Below are 25677 nucleotides of genomic sequence, written 5' to 3' on the forward strand. Positions count from 1 at the left end.
GGGAAGGCGCCGCCGGGCCCGTTGTCGTTCAGACCTTACTTGCGCGATTCCGGCGCACTGTCGTCGATCCAGATATCCTCGTAGTTCTGGATCGCGAGTTCCGTCGCGTTGGCCTGCAAGCCGTGCACCCAGGGCTGATAGGCCATCACGGCCTTGTTGTAGTTGAAGAACCACATCGGCGCTTCATCCTGGATGATGTTGTTGGCCTGGCGCAGCAGGTCCGTGCGCTTCTCGGGATCGTTCTCGTCCCGCGCCTGCTCGTAGAGCTTGTCGAACTCCTCGTTGTCGAAGCGCCAGTAGTTGCCCGAGCTGACCGGCGTGTCCGAGTGGAAGCTCGTCATGACCGCGAACGGATCCGGTCCCGACACGTTCGACCACATGAACGACTGGAAGTCACCCCCGGGCACGCGCTCGCCCAGAACGGATGCCTCGACCGGCTCGGCCGTGACGCGGATGCCCGCCTCGCGCAGCATCGGGATGATCGCCTCCACGATGGTCAGGCCCCAGCTCTCGTTCTGCGTCGCCGTGATCGTCACGTCGAACCCGTCGGGATATCCCGCATCGGCCAGAAGCTGCTTGGCCTTCTCCACGTCATACTCGTAGGGCTCGGCGCTCTCGTCATAGGCGGGCGACGAGATGGGCAGGAACCCCGTGGCGCGATAGGCCTTGTTCTTGACCAGCCGCTCGATGATCAGGTCGGTGTTGATCGCGTGGTTGAACGCCTGCCGCACCTCCTTCTTGCTGAACGGTTCGAACTCGGGATTGAAACCCACGTTGCGGGTATAGACCTCGGCCACCTCGAGGATGTGGTCCTTGAGGTTCGGATCGGCCTGGTAGGCCACGTATTGCGACGGCCCAAGGACCGACACGTCGATCTCGCCGTTGCGGAAGGCCACGTCACGCGCCGATGCGTCCGCAAGCAGGACGAGGTTCACCGTGTCGAGATAGGGTTTTCCCTCCTCGTAGAAATCCTCGTATTTCTCCACCACGATCTTGCTGCCGGGGATGTTCTCGACAAACTTGAACGGCCCCAGGCCGACGGGATTGGTCATGAACCCCTCGTCTTCGCCCGCACCCTCGGGATAGATCGCCGCGTTGACCCGCATCAGGTCGTAGCCCGGCTCGGTCTTGCCGGTGAAGGTGATCGAGAAGGTCTTGTCGTCGATCTTCTTCAGGCCCGCGATATTCTCGGAGGATCCGTCCTGAAACGCCTCGATCCCCTCGACATTGGTGAAATACCGCGCCGAGGCAAAGGAATTGTCCGGCGTCGCCATCCGCTTGTAGGAATAGATCACGTCGTCGGTGGTCAGTTCCTTGCCATTGTGGAACGTCGCGTCGCGCAGCGTGTAGGTGAAGGTACGTCCGTCATCCGAGACCTCGACATCCGTGGCCAGTTCGAGCTCGGGCTTTCCGGTCTCCGAGTTCCAGTCATAGAGACTGCGGTGAATGGCCTTCGCGGGGAACTCGTCCTGCACCGACGAGGACGACTGGATATCCATCGTCCCGAAGGTCGACCCGTAGGGCGCGGTGAAGTTGAGCGTGCCGCCGCTCTGCGGCTCCTGCGCCCAGACGCTCGTCGCGGCACCGATCATCAGTGCTGCGGATAATGTGAGTGCTTTCATTTTACTCTCCTTGCTGGTGGTTTGTTTGGTGTTTCGCCGCCCCCGTCACGAGTCGGTCCGATGCACGATCCTTCCTCCCAGCAGCGTCATCACGCAATGGGTATCATGCAGGATCTCCTCCGGCTCCGCCGTGAGCATATCGCGCGAGAAGACCGCGATATCGGCAAGCTGACCGGGGATCAGGCGGCCCTTCTCGCCTTCGGCATTCTGCGAATAGGCGCCGTATTCCGTATAGGCGCGCAGCGCCTCCCCGATGGTCACGCGCTGGCCCTCGTCCATGACGGTGCCGTCCCATGTCTTGCGCGTGATCATGGTGTAGATATTCGGCCACGGGTCGGGCTTGCACACCGGCGCATCGCTTCCGGTCGAGGGGCGGAACCCCATGTCGGTCCACGTCCTGAGCGGATAGGCCGAATGCGCCCGGTTGCCCCCGAGGACCGAGGCATAGCTGTTGCCGAAATCGTAAAGGAACACCTGCTGCGGCGCCGGAATGATGCCCGCGGCCTTCATCCGCTCGTGCTGGCCCGCGTCGGAATAGCCGCAATGCTCGATCCGGTGGCGGTGCCTGCGGTCGGGATGGGCGGCATTGGCCTTCTCGTAGGCGGTGATCAACTGTTCGATCGCCGCGTCCCCGATCGCGTGACAGGCCATCTGGTATCCCTGCCCGACATAGCGCAGCACGAGGTCGTCAAGCTCCGCGTCGCCCAGGATCTGAACGCCGGTCGTCGCATCCTCGCCGGCATAGGGCTCCTTCATCCACGCGGTCCGGCCCCCGGTGGACCCGTCGAGAAAAATCTTCACGCCGCCCACGCGCAGCATCTCGTCGCCCACGCCCGACACCAGGCCCGCCGCGTGACACTCCTCGACGATCGACGTCTCGGGATCGCCCAGGAGGACGAGCCAGACGCGAACCGGCAACCGCCCGTCGCGCTTGGCCAGGTGATAGGCCTGCATCTCGGCCATGCCCGCCGTCATCCCCGCCGCGGCCTCCATGCACGAGGTGATGCCCCGCGACAGAAGGTATTCCCCGGCCCGCTCGGCCGCGTCGATCAGCTCGTCCACGCTCGGGCGCGGCGGCGCATCGCGCAGGAGGCCCTGCGCGTTCTCGGCCAGCAACCCCGTCAGCCGCCCGTTCACCTTCTCGATCACGCCACCGGCGGGGGCCGGCGTGGTCTCGTCGATCCCGGCCATTTCGAAGGCTTTCGAATTGCCCAGCGTCACATGCCCGCAGGCCCGCACCAGCACGACGGGCCGATCCGGCACGGCCTCGTCCAGTTCGCTGCGATCCGGGTGCCGCCCGATATCGAGCTTCACCTGGTCATAGCCCCGCGCCATCACCCAGCCACCCTCGGGCGTCTCCTCCGCCCGCTTGCGCAGGGCGGCTTGCAGGGATTTCAGCGTCGGATGCGCGTCCGGGCTCGCATCGACCCAGCTCATCGTCAGGCCAAGCGGCATCAGGTGCAGATGGTTGTCGTTGAGGCCCGGCGTCGCGAACCGTCCCCCGAGGTCCACGACCTCCGTATCGGGTCCGCGAAGCGCCATGATATCGTCGTCGCTTCCCGTCGCCAGGATCCGGTCCCCCCAGATCGCCAGCGCCGCGCAAACACCTTCATCGTGGCCCCGCCAGATCTTGCCATTATGCAGGATCACGTCGGCACTGATCGCCGCTGACATTAGCGAATCCCCATCTGTCCCCCTTGTCGCCACGATCCTCGCGCGGCACTGTGAGGATCGCAAAGGAAATTCTGTTTCCTATAATTTTATTTATGGTTCCGCCATGACCCCATCTTCCGGCGCGCGCTCCCGCCTGCGCGATCACGGCATCGAGATCGGCCATCATCCCACCGGGCCGCTCAACGCGATCACCGATGTGCCCGGTGTCATGGTCGGGCATTGCACCCTGATCGAAGGCGACCGGACACGCACGGGCGCCACCGCCATCTTGCCGCATCCCGGCAACGTCTTCGCGCGCAAATGTCCCGCCGGCCTTGCCGTGCTGAACGGCTTCGGCAAGTTCGCCGGCGCCACGCAGATCGCCGAGCTGGGCGAGATCGAAACGCCCATCCTGCTCACCAACACGCTCGCCACCGGCCGCGCGATCGAGGCGCTCATCGCGCACACTCTGGCCCAGCCCGGCAACGAGAGCGTGACCTCGATCAACGCCGTCGTGGGCGAGACGAACGATTCACGGCTCAACGACATCCGCGCATCGCGCCCGACGGTCGCGGAGATGCGCAAAGCACTCGATTCCGCCGAAACAGGGCCTGTTTCGGAAGGGGCCGTCGGCGCGGGAACCGGCACCGTGGCCTTCGGCCTGAAAGGCGGGATCGGCACCGCCTCGCGCCGCGTGTCGGGGCACATGCTGGGCGTGCTCGTGCAGTCGAACTTCGGGGGATCGCTGCGTATCGACGGCAGGCCGGTGCCACACGCACCCACGAAGGCCGATGCCGACGGCTCCATCGTCATCGTGCTCGCCACCGACGCACCCCTCTCGGCGCCCGGCCTGACCCGGCTCGCCCGTCGCGCATTCGGCGGCCTTGCCCGCACCGGCGCGGCGCTGAGCCACGGCTCGGGCGACTACGCGCTGGCCTTCGCCACACCGCCGCGCGATCCGGCCGCCCTGCCACAGTCCGACCTCTCGCCGTTCTTCGAGGCCGCCATCGAAGCCACCGAGGAAGCCATCGTCAATTCGCTTCTCATGGCCCTCGACATGACGGGTTTCGACGCCTCCCGCACCGCCGGGACCAGCGTGAAGGCGCTTCGCCTTCCGGCGACGTAATATAAGAAAAGAGGCGCAATCGCGCGCCTTCTCCCGCTCGATTCGCGACCCCGTTTAGCGGCGCGCGACCTCGTATCCGTACTTGCCCAGGCAGCGCTGGCGATAGATCACCCTGCGATACTCGCCATTTCGGTTGAGCGCGCGCACGGCGCAGCGCTCGGGCAGGCTGTTGGTGTAGGCATAATGCCGGTTGAGACAGTGACGCCCGAAGCCGCGCACCGCGCCGCGCCGCGTCTCGCCCCGCACGAGGCAGCGACCAGGCAGCAGCTTGCGCCGCACCTCCTGCGGCAGGGGCCGCGCATGGCCGTGCTTGTCCGACCAGCCCTTGCTGTGTCCGTAGGCATGGCCCCGGTTGCCCGGCACGCCGTGGCCGTAATCGTGCGCGCGTTGCCGACGCTCGCGTTTCTTCTTCTTGTTGGCATCCGCGATGGCCGCACCGATGATCGCGACGGCCGCGATCCCGGCGATCCACTGCGCGGCCTCGCGATTGTCGGCGCGCGCCGGCACGGTGCTGAGACCCGTCACCACCAGCGCCACGACCGAGATGAGGACGATGAACTTCGTCTGAATGCGATCTCTCATGATCCGATCCTTTCCGGGAACGATGTCCCTGTTGGCTCTCCCTGCCCGGCGACGCGTGAGGCCGCGGGCATCGATGGATCAATTCTCGGGCGGGCCGCACCGGACAGGCAATATCCCGGCCCCGTTATCGGATAACGTCCCCTTTGCCGGCATCGGATATTGAATAGCCGCGCGAGCTCGCGCATCTTCGGGCCATGAAACACATGACCTTCCTCCTCGCCCTCGTCTCCGTGCTCATCGGCGCACCCGCCCATGCCGGATGCCGGGTGGAATACAAGGCCAAGCGCGACAACCCGCTCGAGCTTTACTATGATGTGGCCCAGATCGACGGGCCCTGCACTGTCGCGGCGGCCACCGAGGCGTTGCAGGCCCGGCTCGCGGCGGCCGGCCTGACCCTGCTCAAGGTCCTGTCGGTCTCCGAGACCTGACGCGCGGAGGGCCCATGCAAGAGACCACGACCACCGCCGCCGAGGCGCGCAAGTCGGGCAACCGTGTCGTCATCATCGGCGTCGCGGCCATCGTCGCGATCCTGACGCTCGCGGCGGTCTTCATCTTCGTCTCGCTGCCCGACGCCAACGCTTTCAACGCGCGGGTCGAGCGGATCTTCGTCGAGAACGACGCGCTCACGTCGGACGCCGAGATCAAGCTGCTCGAGATCCTCGCACTGTCCGGCACCGCCTTCTCGGAGACGCTGGTCAGCTACCGGATGGTCATCTTCGTGCTGCTGGTTTTCGCCGCCTCGCTGCTCATCGCGGCGGTGGTGTTCCTCATCATGCTCATCGCGCTCAACCGCCGCATGGCCCAGATCGAACGATCCGGCATCCAGGTCAGCTCGCTCCTCATCAGCCGCTCCGAAAAGGCGGTCTATCTCAACAACATGGGCTTCAAGCTCACCGACGCCGCGCTCGAGACCCTCTCGGTGCTGGCCGAGGCGCGGATGGACGGCGACATTCTCTCGGGCGCCGAGATCGAGGCGATGATCTCGGGCCGCTCCGCCGCCGATTGCGAAGAGGCCGCCGGCGCCACCCGGATCAAGCGCCTGCGCGACACGCTGGGCAACCAGCTCGTGAGCGAGTTGCTGGTCAAGAACATCGCACGGCAGGGCTACGTGCTCGCCATCGACAAGGACGTGATAAGGGTGATCTGATGACACGCGACCACAGGCCATATCTCGACCGCTGCCTCGAACTTGCCACCGAGGCGGTCGAGGCGGGAGATCATCCCTTCGGTTCGGTCCTCGTGGCCGAGGACGGCACGATCCTCCACGAGGATCGCAACCGCGCCAATTCGCTCGACCCCTGCCATCACCCCGAGATCGCGCTCGCGCGCTGGGCGGGGCGCAACCTCGATCCCGACGCGCGCCGCCGGGCGACCGTCTACACCTCCGGTGAACATTGCCCGATGTGCGCGACGGCGCACGCGCTGGCGGGGCTCGGTCCGATCGTCTACGCCACCTCCTCCGAACAGCTTCGCGCCTGGTCGCAGGAGTTGGGCGCCGCCCCGCCCGCCTTCACGCCGCGCCCGATCCCCGAGGTCGCGCCGGACATCCCCGTCACGGGTCCCTTCGACGCCTATGCCGAACCCATCCGCGCCCTCCACGCGCGCAGCAGGCGTTAGCCCTCAAGGGGATCAGAGCCACCCTTCCAGCGTCTCCAGGTAGGGACGCACATCGCCGATGCACCGCGCCACCCAGTCGGCATCGTAATACGTATCGAGATACCGCTCGCCCCCGTCGCACATGAGCGTCACGACCGATCCGCGCTCGCCCCGCGCGACCATGTCCCGCGCCACCTCGAGCGCGCCCCACAGGTTCGTCCCCGTCGATGCCCCCGCCTTGCGCCCGATCAGCCGCTCGAGCCAGTGGATCGCCGCCACGCTCGCCGCGTCGGGCACCTGCATCATGTCGTCGATCACATCGGGCTGAAACGATTTCTCGACCCGTGGCCGCCCGATCCCCTCGATGCGGCTCGAACATTGCGCAACAAGCTCGGTATCGCCTGTCCTGTAGCTGTCGTAGAAAACCGAATTCTCCGGGTCGACCACCACCAGCCGCGTGTCGAAGCCCCGGAACCGGACGTAACGGCCCAGCGTGGCCGAGGTGCCACCCGTGCCGGCACTCATGACGATGGTATGCGGTACCGGCCGCGCCTCCCGCTCCATCTGGCGGAATATGCTCTCGGCGATGTTGTTGTTGCCCCTCCAGTCCGTCGCCCGCTCGGCATGAAGGAACTGGTCCATGAAATATCCGCCCGTTTCCCGCGCGAGCGCGACCGCCGCATCATGCATCTCGGGCGCGCTGTCGACGAAATGACACTCGCCGCCGTTGAGCGTGATGTTGGCGATCTTGCTCTGCGCCGTGCTCTTGGGCATCACCGCGATGAAGCGCAGCCCCAGCATCCGCGCGAAATACGCCTCCGACACCGCCGTGCTGCCCGAGGACGCCTCCACGATCACCGTCTCCGGCCCGATCTTCCCGTTGCACAGCGCATAGAGGAAAAGCGACCGCGCCAGCCTGTGCTTGAGACTGCCGGTCGGATGGGTGCTCTCGTCCTTGAGGTAGATATCCACCCCCTCGAGCTTCGGCAGATCGAGCTTGAACAGATGCGTATCCGCCGAGCGGTGATACTCCGCCTCGATCTTCGCCACCGCGTCTGACACCCAACTGCGCATTGTCGCACTCCTCGAAGGTTCGGTTGTGGCTCTATCATTCGGGGGATGGGTGAGGAAGGGCGGGGAGCGGCTTTGCTCCCCTTGCGCTCGATGTATGTGGTCTCAGCTCTTGGCTATTGGAGTGAAAGCTACTTTACGCCCAAAGCAGCAGATGCCGCGGATTACAAAAAAGTCGGCTTTTCACCCAAGTGCTTTGGTGCCCGTCCGATAAGAATGTCTAATCAGTTTGGAAAAAGGTTTCTGGAAACCCTGAAGCTTTGACGGCATCCCGCCGATTTCGAAAAGATACAAAGTCGTCCATGATGTCTCCAAGTTGATCTGTGATTGTGAACAAAAACCCGTCTTGAGTTTCCGCTGTGTTTACGACCATATCTTTAAGGCTTCGTCGGTCGTACTGACCATCGAAGTTGGACCCCAGCCATGTAGCCCAGGTCAGTTCCGGAAGTTGACGGAATGTCTTGAGATTGGGGTCGCCCGGCCCCGGAGGTCTACGAATTCCATATGGATCAATACTGTAAGTAAATGCCTGCTGACCGTGGATTCCTTCCCGTTGATAGAGCGAACGTTTGTCGGGACCGAACCCGGATGTTTCGTCCGGGCAATATAGGTGAAGCATTCCATGCGCTGCCTTTGTCAGAAGGCAGAGTCGTCGAAACAATTCAAGCCAATCTACGCGTGCGCGCCATTCAGAATGCAGTACCAAAGCCTCCGCTTGGTTCGAGAATTTGATACCACGGTGTATGATCTTGCCTTTGTTTTTGATTGCAGACCGGCGTGTCCATTCCACGCCCATGTTAATACCCGTCGATTCACGTTTCCCGCACCGCCCTTGCGAGGTGTAAATCTGCCGGTCATTTCGCCAAAGTGCAGCGAAGTCCTCGATTGACGTCACACTCGCCGACAACGTCCCAAGCCATCCTGCCCGTTGCGGTAATAGTCGCGGCTCAATTTGACTGATCAGTGAATAGAGGTCTGCTCCAAACCCATCAGAGTTCAGATCATGAAAGGTCGTCAAAGCGAGAATGACATACGGCTTCATGGCGATGTGTCCACAGACGCGCATCTAGTTAGTATTTTCATTGAAGAGCATCCAAATCAGTCTGGCAGCAAAATGCAGCTATCAATGGGGCCTCTCAAGGGAGAAAGCAGATTGTTTCCCCAGAAACCTTTCAAAGCTAACGTTGCTTTTCGCAGCGTATACGTCTGCTCCGTCTCGCAAAGCTGACTTTCTCCACCTTCAAGTAAAAGAGCCGCGAGGCTCTCACCCCGCGGCTCTTCTTCTTGGCTTAAAAACTCACATTACGACGCACGCCGTCAGTGCACCACCGCGTCATCCGGGCGCGGGCGGTCGGAACTGCCCACGCGGTCCCCGATGATCAGGCCCTCGGCCCCGGCCGTGACCGGCACGGTGCTGCCGTCGAGGATCTCGCCCGCGAGGATCGCCTCGGCCAGCGGGTCCTGCAACGCGCGCTGGATCACCCGCTTGAGCGGACGGGCCCCGAAGACCGGGTCATAGCCTTCCTCGGCCAGCCACGCCTTCGCCGCGTCATCGAGCTCGAGCGTGATCTTCCGCGCCGCCAGCCGCTTCGTGAGGCGCCGCATCTGGATATCGACGATGCCCGCCATATCCTCGCGCTTGAGCCGGTCGAAGATGATCGTCTCATCGAGCCGGTTGAGGAACTCGGGCCGGAAATGCGCCCGCACCGCGTCCATCACGTCGCGCTTGGCCTGCGCCCCGTCCGCGTTCTCCGGCAACTGGCTCAGCGCCTGGCTTCCGAGGTTCGACGTCAGCACGATCAGCGTCTGCTTGAAATCGACCGTGCGGCCCTGGCCGTCGGTCAGGACACCGTCATCGAGCACCTGCAACAGCACGTTGAACACGTCCGGGTGCGCCTTCTCGACCTCGTCGAACAGGACCACCTGGTAGGGCCTGCGCCGCACCGCTTCGGTCAGCACGCCGCCCTCGTCATAGCCCACGTAGCCCGGTGGCGCACCGATCAGGCGCGCGACCGCGTGTTTCTCCATGAACTCCGACATGTCGATGCGCACCATCGCGCTGTCGTCGTTGAAGAGGAACTCGGCCACGGCCTTCGTGAGCTCGGTCTTGCCCACGCCGGTCGGCCCCAGGAAGAGGAACGAGCCGAGCGGTCGGTTCTCGTCGTTGAGACCCGCGCGCGCGCGGCGCACGGCGTTGGCCACGGCCTTCACGGCCTGGTCCTGGCCGATCACGCGGCGATGCAGGTTGTCCTCCATGCCCAGCAGCTTCTCGCGCTCGCCTTCGAGCATCTTGGCCGTCGGGATGCCGGTCCAGCGTTCCACGACCTGCGCGATCTGCTCCGGGCGCACGGCCTCCTCGACCATGACGCCTTCCTCCTCGGCCTGTTCGGCCTCGGCAAGCTGCTTCTCGAGTTGCGGAATGACACCGTAGGACAGCTCCCCGGCCTTCGCGAGGTTGCCTTCGCGCTTGGCGGTCTCCAACTCGATCCGTGCCCGGTCGAGCTGTTCCTTGAGGTCACGCGCCGAGGCGAGCTTGTCCCGCTCCGCCTGCCATTGCGCCGTCATCTCGGCACTGCGCTCCTGGAGGTCCGAAAGCTCCTTCTCGAGCTTTTCGAGCCGGTCCTTCGACGCGGCGTCGTCTTCCTTGCGAAGCGCCTCCTGTTCGATCTGCATCTGCAGGATCTGCCGGTCGAGCGCGTCAAGCTCCTCGGGCTTGCTGTCCACCTCCATGCGCAGGCGGGATGCCGCCTCGTCCATGAGGTCGATCGCCTTGTCCGGCAGGAACCGGTCGGTGATGTAGCGATGGCTCAGCGTCGCCGCGGCCACCAGCGCGCTGTCCGAGATGCGCACCCCGTGGTGAAGCTCGTATTTCTCCTTGATGCCCCGCAGGATCGAGATCGTGTCCTCGACCGTCGGCTCCTCGACCAGGAGCGGCTGGAACCGCCGGGCCAGCGCCGCGTCCTTCTCCACGTGCTTGCGGTATTCGTCGAGCGTCGTGGCGCCCACGCAATGCAGCTCACCGCGCGCCAGCGCCGGCTTGATGAGGTTCGCGGCATCCATCGCGCCATCGGCCTTGCCCGCGCCGACAAGCGTGTGCATCTCGTCGATGAAAAGGATGATCTCGCCCGCCGCGGCGGTGACTTCGCCCAGCACGGCCTTGAGCCGTTCCTCGAACTCGCCGCGATACTTCGCACCCGCGATCAGCGCGCCCATGTCGAGCGCCAGGAGCCGCTTGTCGGCCAGGCTCTCGGGCACGTCGCCATTGACGATGCGCAGGGCCAGCCCCTCGGCGATCGCCGTCTTGCCGACGCCCGGTTCCCCGATCAGCACGGGGTTGTTCTTGGTGCGGCGGCTCAGCACCTGCATCGCGCGGCGGATCTCGTCGTCGCGGCCGATGATCGGGTCGATCTTGCCCTCGCGCGCCCGTGCCGTCAGGTCGGTCGCGTATTTCTCCAGCGCCTCGTAGGTGTCCTCGGCACTCGCCGAATCCGCCTTGCGGCCCTTGCGCACGTCGTTGATCGCCTCGTTGAGGCTCTGCGCGCTCACCGCGCCGGCGTCCAGCGCGTCCTTCGCGCCGCTCCTCACCACCGCGAGCGCGGTCAGAAGCCGCTCTACGGGCACGAAACTGTCACCCGCCTTCTTGGCGAGTTTCTCGGCCTCGGTCAGCACCTTGCCGGTCTGCTGGTCCATGTAGGTCTGGCCCGCGTCGCCGGTGACGCGCGGGATCTTCGACAGCGCGACGTCGAGCGCCTGCACCACCTGCTCGGGCGACCCGCCCGCGCGGCGGATCAGGTTGCTCGCCAACCCTTCGCCATCGTCCATCAATGCTTTCAGAATATGTTCGGGCGCCAGTTTCTGATGGCTTTCCCGCATCGCGATCGTCTGCGCCGCCTGAATGAAACCGCGCGACCGCTCGGTGAACTTCTCGAAGTCCATCCCTATCTCCTTTGTCCAAGCGTTACCCCGGGCGACGCACCCAATCTTAGGCATGCGTCTTTCGGGAACCTCGGAATGTCAGATGGGCAGCGCCGGGACGATGTTCAAGCATTCGTGATCGGGTTTCCGGGCCATTCGGAACAAAATCGAATCGGTCGCCGTTAAATTCTTCGAAACGTCCCCCATCTATGCAGGAACGGGACGTTTCCCGTGAGCAGGAGGACCATATCGATGCAGATCGAAAAGATAGAATTTGATCAGGTGCGGTATAATCCCGAGGTTGGGGCCTTCGAAACCCTCATCCGTGTCCGGGAGGAAGGTCGCACATACAGCTATCCCACATCCGTGACCGCTACTCTTTACGAGGAGTTCGACGTGATCGCGCGCCGCCTCACCGAACGCGCGGCAAAGGCGCATCGCGCCAAGGTGCCGGGCCTTCACGCCTCGCGCCCGACGACAAGCGCCGATTACCAGGCCCGCGTCGCCGAGATCCTCGCGGACGGCACGATCTGGCCCAGGCGCGGCGGCCCACGCATCGCGGCCTGAAGGGCCTGTCCGACATATCCGGCCCGAACCTCCCTGATGGCTTTGCCTTTCAGGACGCCCAGGGTCTCGCGCCGCAGGCGGGGTTCCCCTGACACCATGCTCATCCGCAAGATCCGTTTCGACCATCTGAAATTCCATTCCGCTGACGACGACCACCGCGCCGTGGTCATCTTCACCACCGATCGCGGCTCCATCTCGCTTCTGGCCCGCGCGCCCCTCCCCTCGGGGGCGGCGAGGCAGGAGGTTGCCGTCGAACTCGTGCGCGATGCGGTGCGTCAGGTGCGCCGGATGCCCGAGTTCCGGCAACGGCACGAGGATGTCGGGCTCGCCCCCGACGCGCTTCCGTCCCGGTCCACCATGGCTTGACGGCTCCCTCTCGCCTGTCCAAAACGGCGCGACCCCGCATGATAGGATCGCGCCATGTCCCACACCCCCCCGGATGACCGCCTCATCGTCGCCCTCGATCTGCCGAACGCGCTCGAGGGGCTGAAACTGGCCGACACGCTGGGCGACACGGTCGGCTTCTACAAGATCGGGCTGGGGATGCTCACGGGCGGCGGCCTCGCGCTCGCCAACGAGCTCAAGCAGGAGCACGGTAAGCGCATCTTCCTCGACATGAAGCTCTTCGATATCGGTGCCACGGTAGAAGCCGCCGTGCGGGGCCTCGCGCAGTTCGACCTCGATTTCCTCACCGTCCATGGCGACCCGCACGTGGTGCGCGCGGCGCGCGAAGGGGCGGGCGGGTCGGGGACCAAGATCCTCGCCGTGACGATTCTCACCTCCCTCGACCGCGACGACCTGGACGCCGGCATGATGCGCGCGGGCGACATCCCCGACCTCGTCGCCGAACGCGCCGGCCGCGCCTTCGAGGCCGGCGCCGATGGCGTCATCGCCTCTCCGCAGGAAGCCGCGATGATCCGCGCGCTGCCGCAAGCCGCGGATCGCCTCATCGTCACCCCCGGCGTGCGCCCATCGGGCAGCGATCTCGGCGATCAGAAGCGCGTCGCCACCCCGGCACAGGCCATCGCCGACGGGGCCGACCATATCGTCGTCGGGCGCCCCATCTGGTCCGCCGCCGCGCCGCGCGCCGCCGCCCGCGCCATCCTCGCCGAATTGCCCTGATCCTCGCCCCGTGACGACGTTAACACGGCGTTAACCTTCGCACCGACGTGATACCGACGTGGATACCGACGTTGGGAGCTCGGCGTTTACCCCCTCTTTATCTGTTCAGACACCACAAGATCTGGTGTAAACTGGCCGCAACCAACCCAAGTGCATGTCATGCCCGCCTTCTGCCGCGACTGTTTCTCCACCGCGCCCGCCGGCCCCGGCCGTTGCCCCTCCTGTGCAAGCCCGCGCGTTCTGTCCCACCCCGAGCTTTACGACCTCTCCATCGCACACATGGATTGCGACGCCTTCTATGCCAGCGTCGAGAAACGCGACAATCCCGAGCTTGCCGACAAGCCGCTGATTATCGGGGGCGGGCGGCGCGGCGTCGTGTCGACGGCCTGCTACATCGCGCGCATCCGGGGCGTCCGCTCCGCGATGCCGATGTTCCAGGCGCTCAAGCTCTGTCCCGAAGCCGTTGTTCTCAAACCCAGAATGGAGGTCTATGTGGGCGTCTCGCGCCAGATCCGCGCGATGATGGAGGATCTCACGCCATCGGTCGAACCCCTCTCGCTGGACGAGGCGTTCATGGACCTCACCGGCACAGCCCGCCTCCACGGTGCGCCGCCCGCCGTGATGCTGGCGCGGCTTGTCGCGCGGATGCGCAGCGAGCTGGGCGTCACCGGCTCGATTGGGCTCAGCCATAACAAATTCTTAGCGAAGGTCGCGTCTGATCTCGACAAACCGAGAGGATTCTCCGTGATTGGCAAGGCCGAGACAGCCGATTTCCTGCGTGACAAGCCCGTGCGCCTCATCTGGGGCGTGGGACAGGCCGCGCAAGCCTCGCTCGACAAGGCCGGCATTCGCACCTTCTCCGATCTTCTGCGGTGGGAGCGCACGGACCTCGTGGCGCGCTTCGGGTCCATGGGCGACCGGCTCTGGCATCTGGCCCGCGGCGAAGACCGGCGCCGCGTCGATGCCCGCGCGCCGGTGAAATCCATCTCGAACGAGACCACCTTCGGCGAGGATACCGCCGATGCCGACCTGCTCGACGGGCACATCTGGCGCCTGTCCGAGAAGGTGAGCGATCGCGCCAAGGCACGCCGCCTCGCCGGTCGCGTCGTGACGCTCAAGCTCAAGCGCGCGGATCATTCGCTGATCACCCGCCGCGCGGCCCTGCGGGACGCGACACAGATGGCCGACACGATCTATCGCCGCGCCCGCGCTCTTTTCGACCAGGTGGATCATGCATCGCCCTACCGCCTGTTGGGCGTGGGCATCTCCGATCTGGTGAGCGAGGGCGCCGCGGATCTCTCTGGCGACCTGCTCGACCCGGGCGCGCGCCGCCGCAGCGAGGCCGAGCGGGCAACCGACGCGATCCGCCAGCGTTTCGGCGAGAACGCGATCCTGAAGGGCCGGTCGCTGCGTTAACGGTCTCTTTACTCGGCGGCCAGGGGCCGTTCCTCGCGCCGCTGGCCGATCTCGACCAACTCGGCCAGAACCGACCGCAGGAGCGCCTTGAAGGCGTCGAAATCGGCGTTGGGCCGGATGCGCGTCTCGTCCATGTAAAGCGCGCGGTCGATCTCGATCTGGATCGCGTGACGCCCCCGCGCGGGCCGTCCGTAGGTCTGCGTGACATAGGCTCCGGCGAAGGGCGAATTGCGCGCCACGACAAGGCCCGCCCTCCGGAACGCCGCCTCCACCCGGTCCACGATTCCCGACGCGGCCGAGGCGCCGAACCGGTCGCCCAGCACAACCTCCGGCCGCGTCTGACCGCGCTGGACAACCGCGTCCATCGCTTCATGCGGCATCGAGTGGACGTCGAGCAGGATGGCTTCGCCAAGCTCGGCCACCGCCTTGTCCAGCTGGCTCTGCAACACCCGGTGATAGGGCCGCCAATACCGCTCGATACGCCGCTCCGCTTCCTCGCGCGGGATCTTGCCCGAGTAGATCGGCTGCCCGTTCGCCACCACCCGCGGAATCACACCGAGCCCCGAGGCCACCCTGGGGTTGTGACCCCCGGGGCGGACATTCGTGATCAGCGCCGGATCCAACTCGTCCGCACCCCGGTTGAGGTCGATGAACGCCCGTGGCGCATGGGCGCACAACACCGGCGCCCCCATCGCGGGCGCGGCCTCCAGAAGCTGATCGACAAACGCGTCCTCGGACGACCGGATCGCCACCTCGTCAAGCCGCGACTGCGCGAGGAACCAGCGCGGATAGTCCCGCCCGCTATGGGGCGAGGCAAAGACGACGCTCGTGGTCCTGGTCGCAGGCTCTGAAAGGTGATAGGCGCGTCTCGGCATCGGTCCTCCGGGTCTCGGCTCAGCATAGCGCGAAAAATTCGCCCTTCAAAAGCCCTTGATCACCTCCCCGACTCCTTTTATAGACGGCGACGCTGCGGCGCGGTTTTCCGCGCCCCTCTTGTTTCGGGAGGGGCCTGGGACCGGGTCACGGACATCGGGCGATTAGCTCAGCGGTAGAGCACTTCGTTGACATCGAAGGGGTCACTAGTTCGATCCTAGTATCGCCCACCATATTCACTGTTTCCGCCCCGCGCGGAAACGCCCGCAACCACCAGGCGCTGGCCCGCGCCGCGACAGAAAGAGGAGAGGAACGATGAAAGTTCGCAACTCGCTCCGTTCGCTCAAGAACCGGCATCGGGATTGCCGCGTGGTGCGCCGCAAAGGCCGCGTCTACGTGATCAACAAGACCCAGCGTCGCTTCAAGGCCCGCCAGGGCTGAGCCGCACACCGGACAACCGAAACGCCCCGCCTTCCGGCGGGGTTTTTCTTTGCCCGAACCCGTCCCGACACCGCTTGCCGACCGCGTGGCCTTGGGCTTAGGTGGATCGCGTAACGGCCCATTCGCCAAGGCAGGCGCATCATGGAACAGCACAAGAAGATCGTCGTCATCGGCGCCGGGATCTGCGGGCTCAGTGCCGCGATCTGGCTTCGCCGCGCCGGGCACCAGGTGACCCTGCTGGACAAGGAAGGGCCGGGCGCCGGCGCCTCCTTCGGAAATGCCGGGCTTCTGGCGCAATGGGCCATCGTGCCGGTCAACACCCCCGATATCCTGCGCACCGGCCTGAAATACCTGGCCGATCCCAATTCTCCTCTCTTCATGCAGTGGTCGCATCTTCCGCGGCTTGCGCCGTGGCTTCTGGCCTATGTGCGTCACGGCCGCGGCGCCGGAGCGCAGCGCATGACCGATGGCCTCCTCCCCCTGGTCAGCGATAGCGTCGAGCAGCACCGCGCCCTCACCCGTGGCACCAGCGCCGAGCCCTTCATCGCCACCAGCGATCTCGCCTATGTCTACACCGACCGCGCGGCCTTTGACCGGGATGCCTATGGATGGGCCATCAAGCGGGCCGCGGGCTATATTCCGGAACTCATCGAAGGCGATGCCGTGCGCGAATTCGATCCGATGCTGGGGCCCGACATGCAATGCCTCGCCGTGCTGCGCGATCATGGCCATATCACCAATCCCGGTGCCTACATGCAGGTCCTCGCGCGGGTGTTCGAGGAAGAGGGTGGTACCCTGCGTCGTGCCACGGTCGAGGATATCACGCTTGCCCAAGGCCGGATCGCGTCAGTCGAGACCGACGAAGGGTCATTTCCGTGCGACGCGTGTGTCATGGCGGCCGGGATCTGGTCGAAACCCCTTCTGAAAAAGCTCGGGATCAAGGTGCCCCTCGAGCCCGAGCGCGGGTATCACCTGCATTTCTCGAAACCCTCGCAGATGCCACGCTGCCCCATGATGATCGCGGGGAAATTCGCCGTGAACCCCATGGAACACGGCTTGCGCTGTGCCGGCACCGTCGAACTGGGCGGCATCACCAAGGGCCCCTCCCGGGCGCCGTTCAGGCTTATCCGGCGCCACGTCGGCAAGCTCTTCCCGAACCTCACCTATGAGAGTGCCGAGGAATGGATGGGCTTCCGTCCCTCGACACCCGACAGCCTTCCGCTGGTGGGTGAGATCGGATCGACCGGGGTTCATGCCGCCTTCGGGCACCAACATGTCGGCCTGACCGGCGGGCCAAGGACGGGGCGCTGGGTGGCCGACCTCATCTCGGGGCGCCACCCCAACATCGACCTCGCGCCCTACGACGCCAATCGCTTCAGCTGAGCATCCCGCGCAGCCGCTCCATCCGCGCCGCGACCTGCTTTGCGAGGAAATCGTTGGTCAGCGCGCCGCTTTCATCGAATTCGTTCTTGGCTTGCGCGACCAGGATCAGCGGACCATGGACCACGTTCACCTGAAGCTGCGTGAGGATCGAGACGGTCATGAAATGCGCGGTCTCGCCCCCGGTGCGACCACCGGCCGCCGACATGACCACCGCGATCTTGTCCTTCAGGATCGAGGGCTGAGGACGGCTCAGCCAGTCGATACCGTTCTTCAGCGGACCCGAAACCCCCTTGTTGTATTCGGGCGCCCCGATGATCAACGCATCGGCGCGCTTCACCTGTTCGAACAGCGTTTCGACCTTGTCGGGGTTCCCGATCGCTTCCACGTCCTCGTTGAACAGCGGCAGATCGAGATCGCCCTCGACCACCTCGGCGGGACCGAAGGTCTTGGCCGCGTGATGGATGAGCTTGCGATTGAACGACTCCTTTCGCAGCGATCCACTGAGCAGGAGAAGGACGGGTTTGGTCATGCTGTAGGGCCTTTCGCGCGGATGTCAGCTTGCGCGACAAGATGGATCGGCCCTCCACGCAAGGCAAGCGGATGCCGCGCACATGGCATGTGCATCACGCAAGAAAAAACCCCGTACGCGCAAGGCATCCGGGGTTCAGTTGGCTCTGCTATGAGCGGGGAGGAAAACTTACCACTCGGTTGGTCCCTTGTCGGCAAAGGCATGGACCAGGAAGTTGATGAACGCGCGGACCTTGGGTTGCGTGAAACGCCCGGGCGGATAGACGGCATAGATGCCTTGCGTTTCGACCGGCAGGTCGGGGATCACGTCCTCGACCAGGCCCTTCGACATCGCATCGGCGTAAAGAAAGCTCGGCAGATAGGCGATCCCGAGACCCGAGATCGCCGCATTGAGAAGCGACTGGCCATCATTGACCGAGAGACCCCCTGCCGTGCGCACCTGCCGTTTTTCGCCCGACGGCGCGGTCAGCTTCCAGACCGATCCGCCAGACTGGCTGGAGTAGTGCAGGAGCTTGTGCTCGTTCAGGTCGTCGATCTTCAGCGGCCTACCGTGCTTTTGCAGGTAGGCCGGGCTCGCGATCATGCGCTTCGTCGTCTCGGTAAGCTTGCGGGCACGCAGCGTGCTGTCCTCGAGCTCGCCGATCCGGATCGCCATGTCGAACCCTTCCGAAATCAACTCGACATAGCGGTTGTTGAGCACCATGTTGACGGTGATATCGGGGAATTCCTCGAGAAAGGTGCCCAGCACCGGGCTCAGGTGATTGACGCCGAAATCCGTCGCGACCGAGATTCGCAGAAGACCCGAGGGATCGGATTGCATGGACGAGACAAGCGCGTCGGCCTCTCCGGCGTCGTTCAGGACCCGCAGGGCACGGTCGTAATAAGCCAGGCCGATCTCGGTCGGACTCACCCGCCGTGTGGTGCGGTTCAGAAGCCGTGCGCCAAGCCGCGCCTCGAGCGACGAGACATGCTTCGACACGGCCGATTTGGAGATTCCCATCTTCCTGGCGGCGTCCGTGAACCCGCCTTGATCCACCACCGTGGCGAAGGCTTCCATCTCGGTCAGGCGATCCATCCTCGATACCTCTGTATTTCCGTTGATCAGCGTATCGCGGGAAATTCGGGCACAACTGGGGCATCCGCCGGACAATATCGGGGTTTTGCCCGGATCGCAGACGACAGGGAAACAGGGAAACGGTTGTTTCCACCGCTCAGAACAGATCGCCCTGTTCCGGGACATCGAGCTTGGAGCGCGGCGGGCGTTTCGCTGGCCCCTCGGGACTGCCGACGTTCAGCTTGCCGTCGGCGAACTCGATTTCCAGCGCCCCGGCCTTGGCCGCCGCGGCCTTGCGCGTCACCACGTCCCCGTCACCCCGCACCACCGCGTAGCCACGGTTGAGCGTCGCCTTGTAGCTCAGTGTCTCGCGCAGGCGATCGAGCGCACCGATCCTCTCGCGCAGGTCGCGCATCTGCCGGCTCCCGGTCTGCGACAGCCGCGCGCCGAAGTTTTCGAGCCGCGCACGACGCTCCGCCAGCGCAGCGTCAGGCCGGCACCGGCCATGCCGCGCCGCCATGGCATCGAACCGCTCTCGGCCCTGCGCCGCCTGCCGCCCCAGCGCGGGGGCCAGGCGCGCTGCGGTCTGATCGACACGCTGCGCTTGGTCGCGCAGCTTCCCGCGCAGGACGCCTGGGCGCAGCGCTCCTGTCACCTCCGACAATTCAACACGCCGCAATTGTACCGATCGGGTCAACGCGGCCGGCAGGCGCTCACCCCAGAAATCGAGCCGTTGCCGCGGCCCGTCAAGCAGGGTTTCCACCCTCGGGACCGCGCGGCTCAGATCGCGCAGACGCTCGCCGCGCCGTTCCATTCCCCGGCTCAACGCCTGGCTCAGCCGCGCCGCCTGCCCATCGACCCAGGCCAGCAGGTCGAGGCGCACCGGCACGGCCAGTTCCGCCGCCGCGGTCGGCGTCGGCGCCCGCCTGTCCGCGGCAAAGTCGACAAGTGTCGTGTCCGTCTCGTGTCCCACGGCCGAGATGAGCGGGATCTCCGAGGCGGCGGCGGCTCGCACCACCGCCTCCTCGTTGAAGCCCCACAGATCCTCGATCGACCCCCCGCCCCGCGCCACGATGATGAGGTCCGGCCGGGGCAACGCGCCGCCGGGTGTCAGCGCGTTGAAGCCGGCAATGGCGCGGGCCACCTCGGGCGCGCAATTCGCGCCCTGTACCGCCACCGGCCAGATCAGGACCTTGCGGGGAAAACGATCGCGCAGCCGGTGCAGGATGTCGCGGATGACCGCACCCGACGGCGATGTGACCACGCCGATGATCTCGGGCAGGTAGGGCAGGGGGCGCTTGCGCGCTTCGTCGAACAGCCCTTCTTCGGCCAGCGCCTTGCGACGCTTTTCCAGCAACGCCATCAGCGCGCCCTGACCGGCCACCGCCACCTCGTCGACGTTGAGATTGTACTTGGACTGCGCGCCGAAAGAGGTGAGCCGCCCGGTCACCACGACCTCCAGCCCCTCCTCCGGCTCGACCGAGAGATTGGCGATCTGGCCCTTCCACGTCGTGCAGGCAAGAACGTTTCGATCGTCCTTCACGTCGTAATAAAGATGCCCCGAACGGGCACGAAACACGCGGCCCACCTCGCCACGCACGCGAACACGCCCGAAGGTGCCTTCGAGCGTGCGCTTCACCTCTCCGGAGATTTCGGAAACGGTGTATTCTGGCAGGTTGCCGCCGGGGCGCGGTTCATCGATCAGGTCGGACATGACCCATCAATGACCCATCCCGGCGGCGATGAAAAGATCACGCGGCGCGGCTCTCGTGCTTGCCTTCCGCGATCTCCTCGATGAGCTTGTCACAGAACGCAGGCAGATCGTCCGGGTTGCGGCTCGTGACCAGCGCCTGGTCAACGACCACTTCGCTATCCTGCCAGTTGGCACCGGCATTGACGAGGTCGGTCTTGATCGATTTGTAGGACGTGAGGTCCCGACCTTTGGCGATCCCCGTTTCCACCAGAAGCCAAGGCGCGTGACAGATCGCTCCGATGGGTTTCTTCTGATCCCAGAACGTCTTGATGAAATTCAGCGCCTCGTCGTTCACGCGCAGCAGATCGGGGTTGATCTGGCCACCCGGCAGAACGAGGGCGTTGTAGTCATCGGCTTTCACATCGGACAGGGCCTTGTCGGCCTTGACGGTCCGGCCCCAGTCTGAGCCTTCCCACCCCTTGATGTCCTCACCATCGGGTGAGACGACATGAACTTCCGCGCCAGCGCCTCGCAGCGCCTCAAGCGGTTTTTCCAACTCGGACTGCTCGAAGCCGTTGGTGGCGAGAATTGCGACTTTCTTGTTGCTGATATCAGCCATCATGTTCTCCTTTCGTCGTTGCATTCCTTTGCACGACCAACGCGACCCCCTGCGCGCATGTTCCGCCATGCTTGCCTCTGCCGGGAAGCCAGCCTATTCAGGCGCAAATCGACCTCGGGGGCTGCGACATGAACATCCTGATCCTTGGCGGCGGCGGGCGCGAACACAGCCTCGCCTGGGCCGTGAAGCAGAACCCGAAATGCGACCGGCTGATCGTCGCGCCCGGCAATGCGGGGATCGCATGGATCGCCGATTGCGCGTCGCTCGACATCATGGATGGCGGCGCCGTCGTCAACTTCGCCGAGGCGAACGCCATTGACTTCGTCATCATCGGACCCGAGGCGCCCCTCGCCGCGGGGGTCGCTGACCGCCTGCGCGATGCCGGCATCCTTACGTTTGGCCCCTCCGAAGCGGCGGCGCGGCTCGAGGCCTCCAAAAGCTTCACCAAGGAGATCTGCGATGCCGCGGGCGCGCCCACGGCCGCCTACGGCCATTTCACCAATGCCGACGCTGCCAAGGCGCATGTGCGCAAGGGCGATATCCCGGTCGTGATCAAGGCCGACGGACTTGCGGCCGGCAAGGGCGTGATCATCGCCGAGACCGAGGACGAGGCGATCGCGGCCATCGACGACATGTTCGGCGGCGCCTTCGGCGGCGCGGGCGCAGAGGTCGTGATCGAGGAATTCATGGCGGGCGAGGAGGCTTCGCTCTTCGTGCTCTGCGACGGAGAAACTGTCCTCTCGATCGGCACCGCGCAGGATCACAAGCGCGTGGGCGAGGGCGATACCGGCCCCAATACCGGCGGCATGGGCGCCTATTCCCCCGCCCCTGTCATGACGCCCGAGGTCGAGGCCCGCGCGATGGACGAGATCGTGCGCCCCACCATGGCCGAAATGGCCCGGCGCGGCACGCCGTTTCAAGGGGTGCTCTATGCCGGTCTCATGATCGAGAACGGGGCGCCGCGGCTCGTGGAATACAACGTGCGGTTCGGAGACCCCGAATGCCAGGCCCTCATGATGCGCCTTGGCGCACAAACCCTCGATTTGCTTGAGGCCTGCGCGGAAGGCCGCCTTTCGGAGGTCGAAGTCACCTGGGCCGACGATCACGCGATGACTGTCGTTCTCGCAGCCAAGGGATATCCCGGCAGCTATGCGAAAGGTTCGGTGATCGGCGGGATCGAGAGTTGCCCCGAGGACAGTTTTCACATGATGTTTCATGCAGGCACCGCCATGAAGGACGGCCGCATCGTCGCCGCAGGCGGGCGTGTGCTGAACGCGACAGCGCGCGGCGCGTCCTTGCGGGAAGCTCGCGACCGGGCCTATGCACTGGTGGAAAAGGTCGATTGGCCCGAGGGCTTCTACCGCCGCGATATCGGCTGGCGGGCGCTCTGATTGCGCGGTTCTGGATCATCTCGATGATCCGACCCGGGCGGGGCTGCTGCGCTCCGCACGCCCCGCTGCACGGTTACGAAGGTTCCGAGATGTCCCGATCCCGCAAGGGGATCAGATCTGCTTCTCCGGCATCTGAACGATCAGCCCGTCAAGCTCGTCGGTGACTTTCACCTGGCAGGTCAGGCGCGAGCGCTCGGGGTCGGGCTCGAACGCGAAGTCGAGCATGTCCTCTTCCATGTCGTCCTTGGCCGGCAGTTTCTCGACCCAGTCCGGGTGAACATAAACGTGGCAGGTTGAACAGGCACACGCTCCGCCGCAATCGGCCTCGATGCCCGGAATGTTGTTGTCGCGCGCGCCTTCCATCACGGTCAGGCCGTTCGGTACATCCACGACATGCTCGGTGCCATTGTGTTCGATATAGGTGATTTTCGCCATGATGCGCGGCCCCCTCAAACTTTCTTCCGCATGTTCCTACCTATGGCAGGCAAGGCGCGCCATACCCTTTTGCGCGGTGCGAGAAAAGAGTTGCGGCAAAATACGTGGGCGGGGATCCTGTGCGATCTTTCGGGCTGGCTTTCGCGACGGATACTTTGCGGCTAAAGTCGCCTCAAAATGAGCCCCCGAGGCACGAGCACCATGTCACGACCCCATTACCTCGCGCTTGCAGCCGCGTGTCTTCTTGCCGCCTGCGGCGCAGCCACCACGTCCGGGACGACCGAACCGTTCGACACATGGGCCGACGCCCCCGAGGGCGCCGAGCCGGGAACATGCTGGGGCAAGGTGGAAACGCCTGCGGTGGTCGAGACGATCACGGAGCAGATCATCCTGCAACCGGCGGAGACGCTCGACGACGGAACGGTTCTTCGACCTGCCGCCTACAGGACGGAAACCAGGCAAGCCATCGTCGAGGAACGAAAAATCACGTGGTTCGAAGCGGTGTGTGCCGACGATCTCAAGCCCGAATTCGTCGCGTCCGTGCAACGGGCGCTGCAGGTGCGCGGCCTTTACCGAGGCGCGATCACTGGTCAGATGGACGCCCGTACCCGCGCCGCCATTCGCAAGTTCCAGGCGCCCGATGGTCCCGATAGCGGGCTTCTGTCCGTCGACGCCGCAAGGCAACTCGGTCTCGTCGCCGTGGAACGGCCGGAAGACGCATAGCGCCTCAACGCTCCGGGCGGAGCCGCCGGACATTCAACGGATAGAAGATCGCGCTCACCATGATGGCTCCCAGTACCAGAGTGGCTGTTGGGATCGAATCCTCGACCCGAAACATGCCGTATGCCAGGCCAAGGGCTGCCGGGACCGGCACCAGTGCCACGAGATAGAAAATCAGAAACCGGTCATTCCGCACGCCCCAGTAAGCGCAGAGCCACACCGCCACCAAGAGGATGATCGCTCCGATCAGGATCATCCGCTATCCCAGCCACCGGGCCGCACCAACCCCGGCAGTCGCGGCGGTTCCGGTCAAGAGCGTGCCCCAGGCAAGGTCAGTAACCACCATCCGCCAGGACCACCCCTTGAGGGTCGCGAGATTCGTGAATTCGTAAGTACCGTAGGCCATCGCACCCAAAAGAGCCCCGGAGGCGAATACCCACAGAAGCGACTTATGCTGGGTGACGGCCGGCCAGCTCACGAACCATAGAAGCACGGCTACATAAAACGCGTAAAACACCACCGCGGGCCCGAGGCGCGGAGTGTCGAGCAGCATCCCGGCGACGTCACGCTCGAAAGTGGGCTTCATAAGATATGTGAGCCCGAGATAATCCAGACCGAGAAACACCGCCAGCGTGACGATGTAGAGGATCGCGATGGTCATTATTTCCTCCTGCCGGGACGACCTTTCCATGAGCTAGGCCGCCCCGGCAGGCGGTCAAACGATTCCGCCTTTCGTCAGCCTGTCGGCAAGCGCGGCATAGGCTTCGGCCATCGGCCCCTCCCCCGCGGCGACCGGCGTGCCTTCGTCACCCGCCAACCGTGTTGCGAGGTCGATTGGAAGCGCCCCGAGAAACGGCAGTCCCAGCTTTTCCGCTTCCGCCCGCACGCCGCCTTCTCCGAAGATATGGGCCTCGTGGCCGCAATTCGGGCAATGGAAGGTGGACATGTTCTCGATCATCCCGAGGATCGGCGTTTTGAGCGTGCGAAACATGTCCATGGCCTTGCGGGCGTCGAGCAGGGCCACGTCCTGCGGTGTCGACACGATGATCGCGCCGGTCGGCTCGGCCTTTTGGCACAATGTCAGCTGGACATCGCCGGTTCCGGGAGGAAGGTCGACGATCAGCACGTCGAGATCGCCCCATTTCACCTGGCTGATCATCTGCTGCAACGCGCCCATCAGCATCGGACCGCGCCAGACCACTGCCTTGTCCGGGTCGAGCATGAAACCGATCGACATGATCGTCACGCCATGGGCATGCAGCGGCTCGATGGTCTTGCCATCCGGGCTGGCGGGACGCTTGTTCACCCCCATCATTCGGGGCTGGCTCGGTCCATAGATATCGGCGTCGAGCAATCCGACCCGCTTGCCCTTGCGGGCGAGCGCGACGGCCAGATTGGATGCCACCGTCGATTTGCCGACTCCGCCCTTGCCCGATCCCACCGCGATGATCGACTTTATGCTTGCAGGTTTCAGCGACCCTTGGGTGGGCTTCGGATGACCCCCGACCTTGAGGCCGGGAGGAGATCCCGGCGCCGATTTCGCCGCCGGACCATGTGCGGTAAGAGCCACCGACACGCCCGTCACCCCGTCGAGCGCACCGATGAGCCGCTCGGCGGTAGCACGAAGCGTCTCCATCTGCTGCGCCATCTCCGGGCTCGGCGCCTCGATCACGAAGCGGACCTGCCCGTCCTCGATACTCAGCGCCCTGACCATATCGCGCGAGACGACATCCCCGCCATCCGGTAGCTCCAGTCGCGAAAGCTCGGCCTCTATCCGCTCTTTGGAAACCTCCATCTCAACCTCCTCGATAACCTACCTCCCTACTTGGCAGGTTTTGCCGCAGGGACAAGGCCATCATCCGACGCTACG

27 protein-coding genes and 1 tRNA gene are annotated in these 25677 nt (G+C 64.8%); 13 read left to right on the forward strand and 15 right to left on the reverse strand.

Annotated elements, in window-relative coordinates; genetic code table 11:
- Positions 1–35: 35 nt before the first annotated feature.
- Both K1T73_RS00350 and K1T73_RS00355 read right to left on the reverse strand, forming a co-directional pair.
- Positions 36–1622: an ABC transporter substrate-binding protein gene (locus K1T73_RS00350; RefSeq protein WP_220602035.1), complete on the reverse strand. Its 1587-nt coding sequence runs from the start codon at positions 1620–1622 to the stop codon at positions 36–38.
- 45 nt (positions 1623–1667) lie between these two features.
- Entirely contained in the window at positions 1668–3296 is a 1629-nt protein-coding gene (locus K1T73_RS00355; protein WP_220602036.1) for an amidohydrolase, read from the reverse strand.
- Positions 3297–3399: 103 nt separating this feature from the next.
- Between K1T73_RS00355 and K1T73_RS00360 the strand changes: the two genes are divergently transcribed.
- On the forward strand, positions 3400–4401 hold the full coding sequence (locus tag K1T73_RS00360) for a P1 family peptidase (RefSeq protein ID WP_220602037.1): 1002 nt from the start codon (positions 3400–3402) through the stop codon (positions 4399–4401).
- Between the two features lie 54 nt (positions 4402–4455).
- Here the strand turns inward: K1T73_RS00360 and K1T73_RS00365 are convergent, their stop codons facing one another.
- Complete coding sequence (locus tag K1T73_RS00365; protein WP_220602038.1) at positions 4456–4983, reverse strand: hypothetical protein; 528 nt, start codon at positions 4981–4983, stop codon at positions 4456–4458.
- A gap of 194 nt (positions 4984–5177) precedes the next feature.
- On the opposite strand from K1T73_RS00365, the gene K1T73_RS00370 reads away from it, so the two are divergent.
- From K1T73_RS00370 to K1T73_RS00380, 3 genes are read left to right on the forward strand one after another with little or no spacing between them, the layout of a single operon-like run.
- Positions 5178–5411 (forward strand): hypothetical protein, encoded by a 234-nt coding sequence (locus K1T73_RS00370; RefSeq protein ID WP_220602039.1) that lies wholly within the window; start codon positions 5178–5180, stop codon positions 5409–5411.
- A 14-nt stretch (positions 5412–5425) separates the two neighbouring features.
- Positions 5426–6130, forward strand: coding sequence for a hypothetical protein (locus tag K1T73_RS00375; RefSeq protein ID WP_220602040.1), 705 nt, complete (start codon positions 5426–5428; stop codon positions 6128–6130).
- Positions 6130–6600, forward strand: coding sequence for a nucleoside deaminase (locus K1T73_RS00380; RefSeq protein ID WP_220602041.1), 471 nt, complete (start codon positions 6130–6132; stop codon positions 6598–6600). The genes K1T73_RS00375 and K1T73_RS00380 overlap by 1 nt, the downstream gene beginning before the upstream one ends.
- Before the next feature lie 12 nt (positions 6601–6612).
- Here K1T73_RS00380 and K1T73_RS00385 read toward each other — a convergent pair whose 3' ends face one another.
- The 3 genes from K1T73_RS00385 to clpB all read right to left on the reverse strand — a co-directional run bounded on the left by K1T73_RS00385 (position 6613) and on the right by clpB (position 11586).
- On the reverse strand, positions 6613–7653 hold the full coding sequence (locus tag K1T73_RS00385) for a PLP-dependent cysteine synthase family protein (protein ID WP_220602042.1): 1041 nt from the start codon (positions 7651–7653) through the stop codon (positions 6613–6615).
- 217 nt (positions 7654–7870) lie between these two features.
- Positions 7871–8692, reverse strand: coding sequence for a hypothetical protein (locus tag K1T73_RS00390; RefSeq protein ID WP_220602043.1), 822 nt, complete (start codon positions 8690–8692; stop codon positions 7871–7873).
- A 275-nt stretch (positions 8693–8967) separates the two neighbouring features.
- Positions 8968–11586: an ATP-dependent chaperone ClpB gene (gene clpB, locus K1T73_RS00395; RefSeq protein WP_220602044.1), complete on the reverse strand. Its 2619-nt coding sequence runs from the start codon at positions 11584–11586 to the stop codon at positions 8968–8970.
- Between the two features lie 231 nt (positions 11587–11817).
- On the opposite strand from clpB, the gene K1T73_RS00400 reads away from it, so the two are divergent.
- From K1T73_RS00400 to K1T73_RS00415, 4 genes are all read left to right on the forward strand, one after another.
- Positions 11818–12132, forward strand: coding sequence for a hypothetical protein (locus K1T73_RS00400; protein WP_220602045.1), 315 nt, complete (start codon positions 11818–11820; stop codon positions 12130–12132).
- A gap of 96 nt (positions 12133–12228) precedes the next feature.
- Entirely contained in the window at positions 12229–12498 is a 270-nt protein-coding gene (locus tag K1T73_RS00405; protein ID WP_220602046.1) for a hypothetical protein, read from the forward strand.
- Between the two features lie 54 nt (positions 12499–12552).
- Entirely contained in the window at positions 12553–13254 is a 702-nt protein-coding gene (gene pyrF, locus K1T73_RS00410) for an orotidine-5'-phosphate decarboxylase (protein WP_220602047.1), read from the forward strand.
- Positions 13255–13413: 159 nt separating this feature from the next.
- Positions 13414–14670 carry a DNA polymerase IV gene (locus K1T73_RS00415; RefSeq protein WP_220602048.1) on the forward strand — a complete coding sequence of 419 codons (1257 nt, stop codon included), beginning with the start codon at positions 13414–13416 and terminating at the stop codon, positions 14668–14670.
- A gap of 8 nt (positions 14671–14678) precedes the next feature.
- Here the strand turns inward: K1T73_RS00415 and K1T73_RS00420 are convergent, their stop codons facing one another.
- Positions 14679–15545 (reverse strand): N-formylglutamate amidohydrolase, encoded by an 867-nt coding sequence (locus K1T73_RS00420; protein WP_220602049.1) that lies wholly within the window; start codon positions 15543–15545, stop codon positions 14679–14681.
- 156 nt (positions 15546–15701) lie between these two features.
- Between K1T73_RS00420 and K1T73_RS00425 the strand changes: the two genes are divergently transcribed.
- From K1T73_RS00425 to K1T73_RS00435, 3 genes are all read left to right on the forward strand, one after another.
- Positions 15702–15776, forward strand: a tRNA-Val gene (locus K1T73_RS00425).
- A gap of 82 nt (positions 15777–15858) precedes the next feature.
- Complete coding sequence (gene ykgO / locus K1T73_RS00430; protein ID WP_005850168.1) at positions 15859–15984, forward strand: type B 50S ribosomal protein L36; 126 nt, start codon at positions 15859–15861, stop codon at positions 15982–15984.
- Between the two features lie 141 nt (positions 15985–16125).
- The gene (locus K1T73_RS00435) at positions 16126–17367 is read left to right on the forward strand and encodes an FAD-binding oxidoreductase (protein ID WP_220602050.1); all 1242 of its coding nucleotides are present in this window, start codon (positions 16126–16128) and stop codon (positions 17365–17367) included.
- On the opposite strand, the gene K1T73_RS00440 is transcribed toward K1T73_RS00435, so the two are convergent.
- From K1T73_RS00440 to K1T73_RS00455, 4 genes are all read right to left on the reverse strand, one after another.
- A complete protein-coding gene (locus tag K1T73_RS00440; RefSeq protein ID WP_220602051.1) occupies positions 17360–17896 on the reverse strand; it encodes an NADPH-dependent FMN reductase in 537 nt (178 codons plus the stop codon). The two genes, K1T73_RS00435 and K1T73_RS00440, sit on opposite strands and share 8 nt — an antisense overlap.
- A 168-nt stretch (positions 17897–18064) precedes the next feature.
- The gene (locus K1T73_RS00445; protein WP_220602052.1) at positions 18065–18970 is read right to left on the reverse strand and encodes a LysR family transcriptional regulator; all 906 of its coding nucleotides are present in this window, start codon (positions 18968–18970) and stop codon (positions 18065–18067) included.
- 136 nt (positions 18971–19106) lie between these two features.
- Positions 19107–20663 (reverse strand): exodeoxyribonuclease VII large subunit, encoded by a 1557-nt coding sequence (gene xseA, locus K1T73_RS00450; RefSeq protein WP_220602053.1) that lies wholly within the window; start codon positions 20661–20663, stop codon positions 19107–19109.
- Between the two features lie 37 nt (positions 20664–20700).
- Positions 20701–21261, reverse strand: coding sequence for a type 1 glutamine amidotransferase domain-containing protein (locus K1T73_RS00455; RefSeq protein WP_220602054.1), 561 nt, complete (start codon positions 21259–21261; stop codon positions 20701–20703).
- Between the two features lie 128 nt (positions 21262–21389).
- On the opposite strand from K1T73_RS00455, the gene purD reads away from it, so the two are divergent.
- A complete protein-coding gene (purD, locus tag K1T73_RS00460) occupies positions 21390–22652 on the forward strand; it encodes a phosphoribosylamine--glycine ligase (RefSeq protein ID WP_220602055.1) in 1263 nt (420 codons plus the stop codon).
- Positions 22653–22763: 111 nt separating this feature from the next.
- Here purD and K1T73_RS00465 read toward each other — a convergent pair whose 3' ends face one another.
- Entirely contained in the window at positions 22764–23087 is a 324-nt protein-coding gene (locus tag K1T73_RS00465) for a 2Fe-2S iron-sulfur cluster-binding protein (protein ID WP_220602056.1), read from the reverse strand.
- Positions 23088–23288: 201 nt separating this feature from the next.
- Here K1T73_RS00465 and K1T73_RS00470 point away from each other — a divergent pair, with 201 nt between their 5' ends.
- Positions 23289–23810 carry a peptidoglycan-binding protein gene (locus K1T73_RS00470; RefSeq protein WP_220602057.1) on the forward strand — a complete coding sequence of 174 codons (522 nt, stop codon included), beginning with the start codon at positions 23289–23291 and terminating at the stop codon, positions 23808–23810.
- A gap of 4 nt (positions 23811–23814) precedes the next feature.
- Here the strand turns inward: K1T73_RS00470 and K1T73_RS00475 are convergent, their stop codons facing one another.
- The 3 genes from K1T73_RS00475 to K1T73_RS00485 are packed head-to-tail and all read right to left on the reverse strand — an operon-like array spanning position 23815 to position 25602.
- Entirely contained in the window at positions 23815–24063 is a 249-nt protein-coding gene (locus K1T73_RS00475; protein WP_220602058.1) for a hypothetical protein, read from the reverse strand.
- 3 nt (positions 24064–24066) lie between these two features.
- A complete protein-coding gene (locus K1T73_RS00480) occupies positions 24067–24468 on the reverse strand; it encodes a DUF2177 family protein (RefSeq protein WP_220602059.1) in 402 nt (133 codons plus the stop codon).
- Positions 24469–24522: 54 nt separating this feature from the next.
- Positions 24523–25602 carry an Mrp/NBP35 family ATP-binding protein gene (locus K1T73_RS00485; RefSeq protein WP_220602060.1) on the reverse strand — a complete coding sequence of 360 codons (1080 nt, stop codon included), beginning with the start codon at positions 25600–25602 and terminating at the stop codon, positions 24523–24525.
- Between the last annotated feature and the right edge of the window lie 75 nt (positions 25603–25677).

The organism is Roseovarius sp. SCSIO 43702 (assembly GCF_019599045.1).
Lineage (GTDB): Bacteria > Pseudomonadota > Alphaproteobacteria > Rhodobacterales > Rhodobacteraceae > Roseovarius.

Bases quoted from the DNA above. Each gene is read 5' to 3' on its own strand.
- K1T73_RS00350 (WP_220602035.1), bottom strand. From the start codon at position 1,622: ATGAAAGCACTCACATTATCCGCAGCACTGATGATCGGTGCCGCGACG.
- K1T73_RS00355 (WP_220602036.1), bottom strand. From the start codon at position 3,296: ATGTCAGCGGCGATCAGTGCCGACGTGATCCTGCATAATGGCAAGATC.
- K1T73_RS00360 (WP_220602037.1), top strand. From the start codon at position 3,400: ATGACCCCATCTTCCGGCGCGCGCTCCCGCCTGCGCGATCACGGCATC.
- K1T73_RS00365 (WP_220602038.1), bottom strand. From the start codon at position 4,983: ATGAGAGATCGCATTCAGACGAAGTTCATCGTCCTCATCTCGGTCGTG.
- K1T73_RS00370 (WP_220602039.1), top strand. From the start codon at position 5,178: ATGAAACACATGACCTTCCTCCTCGCCCTCGTCTCCGTGCTCATCGGC.
- K1T73_RS00375 (WP_220602040.1), top strand. From the start codon at position 5,426: ATGCAAGAGACCACGACCACCGCCGCCGAGGCGCGCAAGTCGGGCAAC.
- K1T73_RS00380 (WP_220602041.1), top strand. From the start codon at position 6,130: ATGACACGCGACCACAGGCCATATCTCGACCGCTGCCTCGAACTTGCC.
- K1T73_RS00385 (WP_220602042.1), bottom strand. From the start codon at position 7,653: ATGCGCAGTTGGGTGTCAGACGCGGTGGCGAAGATCGAGGCGGAGTAT.
- K1T73_RS00390 (WP_220602043.1), bottom strand. From the start codon at position 8,692: ATGAAGCCGTATGTCATTCTCGCTTTGACGACCTTTCATGATCTGAAC.
- clpB (WP_220602044.1), bottom strand. From the start codon at position 11,586: ATGGACTTCGAGAAGTTCACCGAGCGGTCGCGCGGTTTCATTCAGGCG.
- K1T73_RS00400 (WP_220602045.1), top strand. From the start codon at position 11,818: ATGCAGATCGAAAAGATAGAATTTGATCAGGTGCGGTATAATCCCGAG.
- K1T73_RS00405 (WP_220602046.1), top strand. From the start codon at position 12,229: ATGCTCATCCGCAAGATCCGTTTCGACCATCTGAAATTCCATTCCGCT.
- pyrF (WP_220602047.1), top strand. From the start codon at position 12,553: ATGTCCCACACCCCCCCGGATGACCGCCTCATCGTCGCCCTCGATCTG.
- K1T73_RS00415 (WP_220602048.1), top strand. From the start codon at position 13,414: ATGCCCGCCTTCTGCCGCGACTGTTTCTCCACCGCGCCCGCCGGCCCC.
- K1T73_RS00420 (WP_220602049.1), bottom strand. From the start codon at position 15,545: ATGCCGAGACGCGCCTATCACCTTTCAGAGCCTGCGACCAGGACCACG.
- ykgO (WP_005850168.1), top strand. From the start codon at position 15,859: ATGAAAGTTCGCAACTCGCTCCGTTCGCTCAAGAACCGGCATCGGGAT.
- K1T73_RS00435 (WP_220602050.1), top strand. From the start codon at position 16,126: ATGGAACAGCACAAGAAGATCGTCGTCATCGGCGCCGGGATCTGCGGG.
- K1T73_RS00440 (WP_220602051.1), bottom strand. From the start codon at position 17,896: ATGACCAAACCCGTCCTTCTCCTGCTCAGTGGATCGCTGCGAAAGGAG.
- K1T73_RS00445 (WP_220602052.1), bottom strand. From the start codon at position 18,970: ATGGATCGCCTGACCGAGATGGAAGCCTTCGCCACGGTGGTGGATCAA.
- xseA (WP_220602053.1), bottom strand. From the start codon at position 20,663: ATGTCCGACCTGATCGATGAACCGCGCCCCGGCGGCAACCTGCCAGAA.
- K1T73_RS00455 (WP_220602054.1), bottom strand. From the start codon at position 21,261: ATGGCTGATATCAGCAACAAGAAAGTCGCAATTCTCGCCACCAACGGC.
- purD (WP_220602055.1), top strand. From the start codon at position 21,390: ATGAACATCCTGATCCTTGGCGGCGGCGGGCGCGAACACAGCCTCGCC.
- K1T73_RS00465 (WP_220602056.1), bottom strand. From the start codon at position 23,087: ATGGCGAAAATCACCTATATCGAACACAATGGCACCGAGCATGTCGTG.
- K1T73_RS00470 (WP_220602057.1), top strand. From the start codon at position 23,289: ATGTCACGACCCCATTACCTCGCGCTTGCAGCCGCGTGTCTTCTTGCC.
- K1T73_RS00475 (WP_220602058.1), bottom strand. From the start codon at position 24,063: ATGATCCTGATCGGAGCGATCATCCTCTTGGTGGCGGTGTGGCTCTGC.
- K1T73_RS00480 (WP_220602059.1), bottom strand. From the start codon at position 24,468: ATGACCATCGCGATCCTCTACATCGTCACGCTGGCGGTGTTTCTCGGT.
- K1T73_RS00485 (WP_220602060.1), bottom strand. From the start codon at position 25,602: ATGGAGGTTTCCAAAGAGCGGATAGAGGCCGAGCTTTCGCGACTGGAG.